Source organism: Pseudomonas sp. 5P_5.1_Bac1, from assembly GCF_025466015.1.
Classification (GTDB): Bacteria; Pseudomonadota; Gammaproteobacteria; order Pseudomonadales; family Pseudomonadaceae; genus Aquipseudomonas.
Genome location: NZ_JANLNX010000024.1, coordinates 23494 through 35600 on the forward strand (window position 1 = coordinate 23494; position 12107 = coordinate 35600).

General features: G+C 63.7%; 5 protein-coding genes. All 5 read right to left on the reverse strand.

Going from position 1 to position 12107, the window contains the following annotated elements; all coding sequences use genetic code 11:
- Window positions 1-17 precede the first annotated feature (17 nt).
- A complete protein-coding gene (pqqA, locus tag NTD82_RS04530) occupies window positions 18-89 on the reverse strand; it encodes a pyrroloquinoline quinone precursor peptide PqqA (RefSeq protein ID WP_009394664.1) in 72 nt (23 codons plus the stop codon).
- A gap of 111 nt (window positions 90-200) precedes the next feature.
- Window positions 201-1721 (reverse strand): aldehyde dehydrogenase family protein, encoded by a 1521-nt coding sequence (locus tag NTD82_RS04535; protein WP_095157603.1) that lies wholly within the window; start codon window positions 1719-1721, stop codon window positions 201-203.
- Window positions 1722-1929: 208 nt separating this feature from the next.
- The gene (locus tag NTD82_RS04540) at window positions 1930-6507 is read right to left on the reverse strand and encodes a dermonecrotic toxin domain-containing protein (RefSeq protein ID WP_262127905.1); all 4578 of its coding nucleotides are present in this window, start codon (window positions 6505-6507) and stop codon (window positions 1930-1932) included.
- Window positions 6508-6664: 157 nt separating this feature from the next.
- Window positions 6665-11242 carry a dermonecrotic toxin domain-containing protein gene (locus NTD82_RS04545; RefSeq protein ID WP_262127906.1) on the reverse strand — a complete coding sequence of 1526 codons (4578 nt, stop codon included), beginning with the start codon at window positions 11240-11242 and terminating at the stop codon, window positions 6665-6667.
- A 78-nt stretch (window positions 11243-11320) separates the two neighbouring features.
- Entirely contained in the window at window positions 11321-12094 is a 774-nt protein-coding gene (locus NTD82_RS04550) for an enoyl-CoA hydratase (RefSeq protein ID WP_262127907.1), read from the reverse strand.
- Between the last annotated feature and the right edge of the window lie 13 nt (window positions 12095-12107).

Sequence of the window (12107 nt, forward strand, 5' to 3'; positions counted from 1 at the left end):
GGCCGACGCAAGAGGGATCAACGGTTGGCGAAGTACATCGTCACTTCAAAACCAATACGCAGATCAGTGAACGCTGGCTTTTTCCACATAGGTCCATCCTCTTCTCGCGCCACGGGGTTTGTGGCGCTTCTAGTGATACACCGTTTCCGGTGCGGGTCGAATGCTACTTTGGAACTGTTTTGCCACAGCTATCCGGGCAATCAGAAGAAGCCCAGCGGGTTGATGTCGTAGCTGATCAGCAGGTTCTTGGTCTGCTGATAGTGGTCGAGCATCATTTTGTGGGTCTCGCGACCGACACCGGATTTCTTGTAGCCACCGAACGCGGCGTGCGCCGGGTACAGATGATAGCAGTTGGTCCACACACGACCGGCCTTGATCCCGCGGCCCATGCGGTAGGCGCGGTTGATATCGCGGGTCCAGACGCCGGCACCGAGACCGAATTCGGTGTCGTTGGCGATCGCCAGGGCTTCGGCTTCGTCCTTGAAGGTGGTGACACCGACCACAGGGCCGAAGATCTCTTCCTGGAACACGCGCATGCCGTTGTGGCCCTTGAGCAGGGTCGGCTGGATGTAGTAACCGGTCGACAGATCACCGGCCAGTTGCTCGCTGGCACCGCCGGCGAGGATCTCGGCGCCTTCGTCGCGGGCGATCTGCAGGTAGGACAGGATCTTGTCGTATTGCTGCTCGGACGCCTGGGCGCCGACCATGGTTTCGGTGTCCAGCGGATCGCCGCGCTTGATCAGCTTGATCTTCTTCAGCACCTCTTCCATGAACTGCGGGTAGATCGATTCCTGAACCAGCGCACGGGACGGGCAGGTGCAGACTTCGCCCTGGTTGAAGAACGCCAGCACCAGGCCTTCGGCGGCCTTCTCGATGAAGGATGGCTCGGCCTGCATGATGTCTTCGAAGAAGATGTTCGGCGACTTGCCGCCCAGCTCGACGGTGGACGGAATGATGTTCTCGGCGGCGCACTTCATGATGTGCGAACCGACCGGCGTGGAACCGGTGAAGGCGATCTTGGCGATGCGTTTGCTGGTGGCCAGGGCTTCACCGGCTTCGCGGCCGAAGCCCTGAACAATGTTCAGCACGCCCGGCGGCAGCAGGTCGCCGACCAGCTCGATGAAGACGGTGATGGACAGCGGGGTCTGCTCGGCGGGCTTGAGCACGATGCAGTTGCCGGCGGCCAGGGCCGGGGCGAGTTTCCAGGCGGCCATCAGCAGCGGGAAGTTCCACGGGATGATCTGCCCGACCACGCCCAGCGGCTCGTGGAAGTGGTAGGCGGCGGTGGTGTCATTGATTTCCGCGGCGCTGCCTTCCTGGGCACGGATGCAGCCAGCGAAGTAGCGGAAGTGGTCGGCGGCCAGTGGCACGTCGGCATTCAGGGTTTCGCGGATGGCCTTGCCGTTGTCCCAGGTCTCGGCCAGGGCCAGGACTTCCAGGTTCTGCTCGATGCGGTCGGCAATTTTCAGCAGGACGTTCGAACGATCCTGGACCGAGGTGCGACCCCAGGCATCGGCGGCGGCGTGGGCGGCGTCCAGGGCTTTTTCGATGTCCTGGGCATTGGAGCGCGGGAATTCGGCGATCAGTTGGCCGTTGACCGGCGAGGTGTTGCTGAAGTACTGGCCACTCAGCGGCTGGACGAATTCACCGCCGATGTAATTGCCGTAGCGCGGTTTGAACGTGACGATGGCATCCGGAGTGCCAGGAGCTGCGTAGATCATGGGGTAGGGCCTCTGCTGAGCGGCGCCTGTCGCTGATGACAGGCAGTGACTCGATCTTAGTCAGCCCGGCGGGCATGACGAATCGGCCCTTGGCAGGGATCGGCTACTCATTTGGTAGTACTGCACGGGCCGCGAGCCGCCTGACGGATCTTTAGCGCCCTGGAGATCGGGCGCCGCGCGGGCGGCGCCCATTCCCCCCGCCCTGCCTCTAAATACCCAGGAACAGCCCGGCAGCCGCCGGCCTGTCAATCTGGCTCCGGTAGATCTGGATCACCTTCTGGCTGTTTTTCTCCATTTTCAGCCGGCACTGCCCGCTGTCGTAGCGCTGTTCGCGGGTTTTCAGGTGGGCCACGAGGAAGTCGGCCGCCGCGGCCTCCAGGCTGGCGTAGTGGAAGTGGGCGTACCACAACGGCTGCCCGGCCTTGTCGCTGATCACGTATTCCTGCAGGTAATCCCGGTCCTGGCCTTTGCGCCGGGCGGTGGGTTCGCGGCCCTTGGGCCGAGTGATGTCGATCTCGTTCTGCGACTTCAGGTAAGCGACGCGGCTGCTCGTTGGCGGTTGCGTCTTGATGATCGAGATGCGCAGTTGCCGGCCTTCCTCGTGCATCGCGGCGGCCTTGTCCTTCAAGGCCTTGACCTGCGCCGTCGCGCCACGCCCGCCGGACTGGTGGTCCACCTCGTTGTTACCGGTCAGCAGGGTTTCGATCTGCCGAGCCAGTTGCTCCAGCGGACGCGCCTGATTGGCGAGGATTTCCTCCATCTCGATGGCGATGGTGGCGGTACGCGCCTGCGCGCGGGCCTTCTGCATCTGTCGGTCAGCTTCGGCCAGCAGACTGGTGCTGCGTTTGAGCAAGTTGGCGAGGCCCACCGTCGGCTGCGGGCGCTCCGGCGGCGTCAGCGGCGGCGATTCGGGCTCGACGATCTGCCACATGCCCGGCTCGGCGGTTTCTTCGAAGCGGGCCAATTCATTGTTCTCCAGCGGCTCGACCACCACCGTTTCCGTCTTGCCGGCCTTGGTCTTGCGCTGCCGCGCCACCACCACACCGCGGCTGCGGGTATTGATCACGACCTGCTTGCGATCGACCGGAGGCACATGTTCTTCACTGTCACCGGCCTGCGTGCGAATCAGCGTCGCCAGTTCCTCTTCGGCCTGTTGTTCCAGTAATTGCAGCGACTCGGCAAGCTCCGCGAGCCAGCGCTTTGCCTGGTCGTTGAGCAGGAGTTCGTCCACCATGCGCATCTGCTCCCGCGCCATCGTGTAATTGCGCACGCTGCCGTCAAGAATCGCGATGCGCTCCACTTCGGTAAAAGCACCTTCGGTGCTCAGTTCCAGTTGCATCTGCAGCCCAAACCGTACCAGGTCGACCATCTCGTAGACCTCGACGCCACTCCGCCTCTCCAGCCCGAGAATGAGCACGCCGGTAATGCTGAACTCGGCGGACCTCCAGGCCAACAGCGAAGACTCGACGTCCCCGAGCCGATGAAAATCGGCGACCAGTTCCGGCCCCATCGGCAGCACTTTGCTCAGTTGCTGGCAAATCTCGCGGGTCTCGTGGAACGTGAAAATCGCCTCGTCGATGATCGCCTTGGCTTTTTCGCACTCCGCCATCAGCGCGTCATAGTGCTGGTTCCGCACTTCCGTGCTGATCTGAGGGTCGGCAACCCGCGCCCGCAGGACGCGGGAAGCGCCCTTGCTGTCGACCAGTTGCGCCTGCAGGACCTTCACCATTTGCGCGAGGTTGGTCGCCCGCTCGAACAAGTAACGGGCGTGCTCGTGGTTGAAATTGACCAGGCTCTCCAACTGGTTCAAGGCGACGTAGTTTTCATCGATCCGCTTCATCAATTGACTATGGGCGCGCAGGTGATCGGCATAGCGGCTGAGTGCCGGTGCCGGCGGCGGCTTTCTCTCTCCCACGTCCTTGAGGTCTTGTTCAATCACCAGGCTCAGCGTCAGACGCTCACTCAGGAGTTCGACATGCCGGTTTCCCAGCTCTTTAACCCGCTGCCGATTGGCGGCGCGCAACTGCTCGATGCGGCGATTGAGCGGCATGCCACCGCGCAGCCGCACATGCGCGTCGATTCGCCAGTCGCCGGGGCTTTCGCGATGCAACCAGGGCCCCGGCCGGCCTGACGCGTCAACCACCCGAACCTCACCGTCGTTGATACCCACCTCATACACGCGGCCCTCAAGACGAACCCACCAGCGTTTGTCGTAGAGAAACAGCCCCGCCCAGGGCCCTTCGGCCACCGCCGTGCCCAGTTGGCCGGGCGTCAGGTGCACTTGGAAATGCACCAGGGATTCACGCTGGACCTTGCTCAGGCGCTGGGTCGCGCTCGTCCAACTGAAATCGAGCTGGGACAAGGCGACACCCGAGGGTGAGCTGGTCGGTTCTCGTACCACTAGCGGAGACACCGTTAGTCCCATATCGACCTTCGGCATGTCGGAGGCGGACTCCAGGGTGCTGTGGCCATTGGGCAGGGTAACCAGCAGAAAGGCGAAGTTGAGGAGTTGGATAGCCAGTTGCGATTCCGGCGGCTGGGGTTGCCGCAGATCATTTTGCAGGTCGGCGAAGACCTGCAGCATCCAGGTCGACACGGCAACCGGACCGTTGAGCAGCGGCAGCAAGGCGTTGAACATCAACCAGCCCAGCTCCTGATAGCCGATCCAGCGGTTCTCGCTGTTGGACACCGACTGCGCTTCGGCGCGGCCGAGCAGCTCTTGCGCGCACGATAGGTAAAGCTGCTCCAGCACCTTGCCGCTCAGCGCCTGCTCTCCCACGTCGGCAGGCGCTGGCACGTCGAACGCCGCAAACTCGGCGCCAGCAGCGAAACGCACCACATGCGGCTGCTCGAACCCGCCTTTGGCGTAGATCGGCCTGGCGTGCTCATCCATCCGCGCCAGCAGGTCTTGCTGCAACTCAGGCTCATGGGTCACCGCGTGGAAGAACGCCTCGCGGCTGGCGAACTCGCGCAGCGACTGACGGTGCAACGGGCGGTACAGCACGCTGGGCCCGCTATGGATATCGAAGCGTTCGATCAGGTAGGCGTTGAGTACGCTATCCGGCGTGGCGCCCTCCTGGCGGATAAAGGTCAAGGGCCGCAAGCGCGCGACATCCGGCGCGCCAAGCACCGGGCGAAACACACCGTTGACCAGGCGCACACCGGCCGCAGTGAGGCCGTCCTGCCCGCGCAGTTTTTTCTCCAGCGCGAGCAACGGCAGTTGCAGGCGAACCTGGTCGATGAACAGGGTCTGTCGACGCGCCAACGCCTGCGGGTCATCGAACAGCGCATGCCGCAGCAGGCCGGGATAGGCATTGCCCAGGTCCAGCCGGGTCACCAGCGCCTTCGCATAGTCCAGGGTCAGCCACGGCGGCACCGCGCTGCCGTCGCGCATGCGCACGGAGACGTTTCCGGCGCGCAGTACCGACAGGTTTTCCAGGGCGAATTGCGGCAGGCTGAAGCACACGGTCTCGCGTGTGCCGCTGGCGACAAAATCGCCGCCGATGGCCACGCCGCTGGCGATCACCCGCTGATTGACCACTTCGACCGCCTCGACGTCGAGCCCGGTCGCCTGCGGATGATCGAGCAAAAGGGCCGCCCGCACCTTGTCCCGGGCGTATTCGAGGATCGGCGGGACATCGTAGAGAAACGATTGGCCGTCACTGCGGCGCAGCAGGATCGCCAGCTCGAGCAGGGCTTCGCCATAGGTTTTTCGGTCCTCGACGCTGCCCTGCTTCAACCAGGCCGGGAGCAAACCGAAATACAGCAGCCAACTCTGGTGCTGACTGTGCTCGCAGATCTGCAGCAACGAGGTGGCCTCGTCCAGGCCTCGGACCAACGCTCCGACCGGGTCCTCGTCGGTTTCGCCCATCGAACCCGCGATCGTATCGATCAACATCAGTTGCTGTTCGAGCAGCAACCGCACCTGGCTCATGAACACCGATTCGCTGCTGGTGTACAGGTGCAGGATGAACGGCGTCACGCCGCGCCGCTCGCCGCCATACGCCAACATGCGCGCCAACGCCGCGCGCGACTCAAAGCGATACCACCTGCCAGACAAGGTGTAGAGCATCACCAGGGTGCGTTGTTGCTCGGGCATCACACGCTCGATCCACAGCGCACTGGCCAGGTCGGCATCCAGCCATTGCCGGGGATTGACGTCCAGGCTCACCAGCCAGACTTGGGTGTCCTTGAGGTTATCGAACTCGGCACGCTGGTGGGCCTCCGGGCGCACCGCCAGCATCAACGCGGTCGCCGCTTCCTGCGGGTCGAGCAGACCGCTGCCGCGCTCGAGCCCGATGACGCTCTGGCACTGCTGTTGCAGGTAACCCGCCAGCCAGTTCCATGGGCTGGGCTGGTCGTCTGAACCGCGCACCCAATAAGCCACGATCCGCCGTTTGTATTCTTCCAGCAGGAACGGCCCGCACTCGTTGAGCAGGGTCGCCACCGCCTGCACGTCAGTCGTGACCGCCTGGGGAAACTCCGCGCCGTGCTGGAAACTGAGAAAGTCTTGTCCGCTGACCAGCTTGAGGATGCCTGGACGGCAAAAGCGCTCGATCAGCACATCGGCCAGTGTGTCGGCGCGGTAGCCGTAGCCCTCCACCCAGCGATAAAGCCTGAGCTGCGCCGGATGCGGGCCGGCGATCCGGCGCTGGTGCCACTGTTGTTCGATGATCTGGAGGGCCACCTCGCTGAAGCAGGGGCGCCAGGCGAAGTGTTGGGCAATCGGCCCACAGAGCGTTGCGCTCAGGGCCAGTTGACCGTAGGGCGACAGGGTCGGGGTCATGCTCAAGCGTCCTTGTTCTGGATGAGAGCGCATTTCAACCCCGAGCCCGGTGCTTCTGGCGGTACATTGTGCTGGGCCAGACTCACCCTGAGCCGTGCCCTGCGCTACAGCGAGGAAGACCACGCACAGCGCCGAAACGAAACAGCCATACCGGCCACTAGAGGTTCAGGAACAACTCCGCAGCAGCAGCCTTGTCGATCATGCTGCGGTAGATCTGAATCACCTTCCGGCTGTTTTTCTCCATCTTCACCCGGTACTGCCCCCGGTCGAAACGCTGCTCGCGGGTCTTCAGGTGGCCGACGATAAAGTCGGCTGGCCCCGCGTCCAGGCTGGCGTAGTGGAAGTGGGCGTACCACAACAGCTGCCCCGCCATATCACTGATCACATACTCCTGCAGATAACCCCGATCCTGGCCTTTGCGCCCCGCAGTGGGTTCGCGGCCCTTGGGCCGGGTGATCTTGATCTCGTGCTGCGATTTCAGGTACGCCACGCGACTGCTGGTCGGCGGCTGTGTCTTGATGATCGAGATACGCAGTTGCCGGCCCTCTTCGCGCATCGCCGCCGCCTTCCGGTACAAGGCCTTGGACTGCAGTGCCGCGTCATGCCTGCCGGACTGGTCCTCTACCGTGTTGGAAACGCTCAGGGAATTCTCGACCTGCCGGGCCAGTTGCTCCAGCGGGCTCGCCTGGTTGATCAGGATTTCCTCTATTTCTACGGCGATGGTGGCGGTGCGCGCCTGCACCCGGGCCTTCTGCATTTTTCGATCAGCCTCCGACAGCATCTTGGCACTGCGTTTGAGCAAGCTGGCGAGGACGCCTTTCTGCTGCGGGCTCTCCGGCGTGTTTCGCAGCGGCGTCACGGGCTCAATGATTTTCCATACCCCCGGCTCGGCGGTTTCTTCAAAACGGGCCAGTTCACCGCTGACCAGCGGCTCGGGCACCACCGCTTCCGCTTTGCCGGCCTTGGTCTTGTGCTTACGCGCCACCACTACACCGCGGCTGCGGGTCTTGATCACCACCTGCTGACGATCGGCCGGCGGCACAGGCTCCTCACTGTTACCCGCCTGCGCACGAATCAAGGCCGCCAGTTCTTCTTCGACCCTATGCTCAAGCGAACGCAGGGCCTCGACCAGACCCACGAGCCAGCGCCTGGCCTGCTCGCTGGCAAAATCGCCGCCCAGAGGAGCCATGCTCTCCCGCGCCATCACGTAGTTTTGCGTGCAGCTATCCAGGATCTCGATGCGCTCCTCCGTGGTAAACACGGCGTCGCTTTCCAGCTCGTGCTGCATCTGCAGGGCGAGCCGGACCCGTTTGATCGACTCGAAGAGCTCCAGGTCATTGCGCCTTTCCGTGCCGATAATGAGCGCGGCCGTGATGCTGAACTCGCTGGCCTTCCAGGCCCAGAGCGAGGACTCGGCACCCCTGAGCCGTTTATAGTCGGCGACCCATTCCGGCCCCCTTGGCAGGATCTTGCCCAGTTGCTGGCAAATCCCGTGAGCCTCACCGAACGTGGAAATCGCCTCGCCGACAATCACCCTGGCTTTCTCGCACTCCGCCATCAGCGCGTCATAGTGCTGATCGCGCAGTTCCACCGTGGCATGGACGTCAGCACTGCGCGCCTGCAAGACACGGGAAACGTCCATGCTTCCAACCAGTTGCCAGCGCAAGACCTGAACCCGTTGCGCAAGGCTGGTCACCCGCTCGGACAAGTAACGGCCATGCTCCTGGCTGAAATCGGCCTGGGCTTCCAGCGCGTTCAATTCGACGTAGTTTTCATCGACCCGCTTCATCAACTCACTGTGGGTGCGCAGGTGATCGGCATAGGCCCTGAGTGACTGTGCAGACGGCGGGTTACGGTCTCCGACGAGCCTGGCGTCCTGTTCGATGGTCAGGTTCAATGCCAGACGCTCACTCAGAAGCTCAACCTGCCGCGCCTCCAGCTCGGGAATGCGCTGCCGATTGGCCGCGTGCATCCGCTCGATGCGCTGGTTAAGTGGCATGCCGCCGCGCAGCCGCACACGCGCGTCGATTCGCCAGTCGCCGGCGGCATCCCGGTACAACCAGGGCCCCGGCCGGCCCAACGCGTCAACCATCTGCACCTCATCGCTGTTGACCTGTACCTCATACACCTGGCCCTCAAGGCGTATCCACCAACGCTGGTCGTAGTAGAACAACCCTGCCCAGGGGCCGTCAGATACCTCCGATCCCAGTTGGCCGGGGGTCAGGCCCACCTGAAAGCGCACCAGCGACTCGCGCTGGGCATTGCTCAGGCGTTGGGTGGCGGTCGCCCAGCTGAAGTCGAGCTGGGACAACGCAAGCCCCGACGGCGAGCTGGCCGGTTCGTGCACAAGTTGTGCAATTACCGGCAACGCCGCTTCCACTTCCGGCATGCCGGAATCCGGCGCCAGAACGCTGCGCCCGTGCGGAATGCTGATCAACAGCGAAGCGAAATTGAACAGGTGGAGGACCAGTTGTGCCTCCTGCGGCTGTGGTTGCCGCAGATCATTCTGCAGGTCGGCGAAGACCTGCAGCATCCAGGCGGAGACGGCAACAGGGCCGTTGAGCAGCGGCAGTAAGGTGTTCAACATCACCCAGCCCAGCTCCTGGTAGCCGATCCAGCGGTTCTCGCTATTGGACAGCGACTGCGCTTCGGCCCGGCTGAGCAGCTCTTGTGCGCAGGCACTGTAAAGGTGCTCCAGCACCTCGCCGCTGAGTGCGTCCGTCCCTACGTCGGCAGGTGGCGGCTGCTCGAATACGCCAAACTCGGCGCCCGGCGTGTAGCGCACGACGTGCGGCTGCCGGAAGCCGCCGTTGGCGTAGATTGCCCTGGCGTGCTCGTTCAGACGTGCCAGCACGTCTTCCTGCAATTCGGGCTCCTGGCACACCGCGTTGAAAAACGCCGCACGACTGGCGAACTCGCGAAGCGGCTGACGGTGCAGCGGACGGTACAACACCGTGGGCCCGCTACGGATGTCGAAGCGCTCGATCAGATAGGCATTGAGCGCGGTGTCGGGTATGGCGCCCTTGCGCCGGATAAATGACAAGGGCCGCAAACGCGCCACATCCGGCTCGCCGCGGATCGGGCGGAACACCCCATTGACCAGGCGCACGCCCGCGGCAGTGAGACCGTCCTGCCCGCGCAGTTTTTTTTCCAGCGCCAGGAGCGGCAGTTGCAGGCGAACCTGGTCGATGAACAACGCCTGACGCCGCAGCAACACCTGCGAGTCATCGATCAGCTCACGACGCAGCAGTTCGGGATAAACCTTGCCCAGGTCCAACCGGGTCACCAGCGCCTTCGCATAGTCCAGGGTCAGCCAGCCAGGCAGCGCGCTGCCATCGCTCATGCCCAGGGTCACCGTTCCGGAGCGCAGCGCCGACAGGTTCTCCAACGCGAACTGTGGCAAGGTGAATCGCACGGTCTCGATCGTGCCGCTGGGGAAAAAATCGCCACCGACGGCGATGCCACTGGCGATCACCCGGCGATTGACCACCTCAACCGCGTCGACGTCGAGTGCGGTCGCCTGCGGATGATCGAGCAGGATCGCCGCCCGCACCTGGTCCCGGGCATATTCCAGGATCGGCGGGATGGCGTACAGAAACGACTGGCCGCCACTGCGTTGTTGCAGGAGGGTCAGCTCAAGCAGGGCATCGCCATAGATTCTCTGGTCCTCGACACTCCCCTCCTTCAACCAGGCCGGGAGCACGCTGAAATACAGCAGCCAGCTCTGGCGCTGGCTTTGTTCGCAGACCTGCAGCAGCGAGGTGGCTTCATCCAGACGCCAGACCAGGCCTCTGACAGGGTCTTCCTCCACGTCAGCAATCGAACGGGCGATGGTATCGATCAGCGTCAGTTGCTGTTCGAGCAGCAGCCGCACCTGGCTCAGGAACACCGATTCGCGGGTGGCGTACACGTGCAGGGTGAACGGCACCAGACCGCGGCGCTCGCCGCCATACGCCAGCATGCGCGCCAACGCCTGGCGCGACTGGAAGCGGTACCACCGGCCGGACAAGGTATAGAGCATCAACAGGGTGCGATTCTGCTCGGGTATGACACGCTCGACCAACAGCGTGCTGGCCATGTCGGCATCCAGCCAGCGCCGGGGGTTGACGTCCAGGCTCAACAGCCCTGCCTCGGTGTTGTCGAGGTTCCCGAACGCGGCACGCTGGCTGGGGTCCGGGTACAGGGCCAGGAGCATCGCGGTAGCGGCTTCCTGCGCGTCGAGCGTTCCGTTGCTGCGCTCGAAGCCGACAGCGGTTCTGCACTGTTCCTGCAGGTAGTTCGCCAGCCAGCTCCAAGGGCTCGGCCCGCCTTGCGGTCCGCGCACCCAGTAGGCCACCAACTGCCGTTTGTATTCTTCCAGCAGGAACGGCCCGCACTCGTTGAGCAGGACCTGCACCGCCTGCAAGTCCGTCATGGACGCTTGGGGAAACTCGGCGCCGGGGTAGCGGCTGAGAAAGTCCTGGCCTTCGACAAGCCAGACGGGCTCGCCCTTGCAAAAGCGCTCGATCAGCGCATCGGCCAATGTATCGACGTAGTAACCGTAACCCTCCACCCAGCGATAGAGCCTGAGCAGCGCTGGGCCAGGACCGGCAATCCGGCGTTGCCGCCATTGTTGCTCGATGATCTGGTGGGCCACCTCGCGGAAGGAGGGACGCGAGGCGAAGTACCGGGCAATCGGGCCGCAAAGCGTAGCGTTCAGGGCCAGTTGCCCGTAGGGCGACAGGGTCGGGGTCATGCTCAAGCTTCCTTGTTCTGGATGGAAGCAGCATTTCAACCCCGGCCCCGCAGGCCCTGGCGGTATATCTAGCTGGGATCAGCGATCCTTGAACTGCGCCTCGCGCTTGGCGATGAACGCCGCCATGCCTTCTTTCTGGTCTTCGGTGGCGAACGCCGCGTGGAACACCCGACGTTCGAAGCGCACGCCTTCGGACAGGGTGACTTCGAAGGCGCGGTTGACCGACTCCTTGACCATCATCGAAATCGGGATCGACTTGCTGGCGATCACCGCCGCCACTTTCAGCGCCTCGTCGAGCAGTTCGGCCTGGGGCACGATGCGCGCCACCACGCCGGCACGCTCGGCTTCCTCGGCGCCCATCAGGCGGCCGGTCAGGCACAGTTCCATGGCCTTGGCCTTGCCCACCGCGCGGGTCAGGCGCTGGGTGCCGCCCATGCCCGGCAGCACGCCGAGGTTGATTTCCGGCTGGCCGAACTTGGCGTTGTCGGCGGCGAGGATGAAGTCGCACATCAGCGCCAGTTCACAGCCACCGCCGAGGGCGAAGCCGGACACCGCGGCGATGATCGGCTTGCGCCGGTTGGCGACGCGGTCGCAGTCGCTGAACAGGTCATCGACGTAGATCTGCGGGTAGCTCAGCTCGGCCATTTCCTTGATGTCGGCGCCGGCGGCGAAGGCCTTGGCCGAGCCGGTGAGGACGATGCACCCGATGTTGGCGTCGGCTTCGAGGCTGTCCAGCGCCTGGTTCAGCTCACCGATGATCTGGCGGTTCAGGGCGTTCAGCGCCTGAGGCCGGTTGAGGGTGATCAGGCCGACCTTGCCACGGATTTCCAACAGAATGGTTTCGAACGTCATGCAAGCTGCTCCC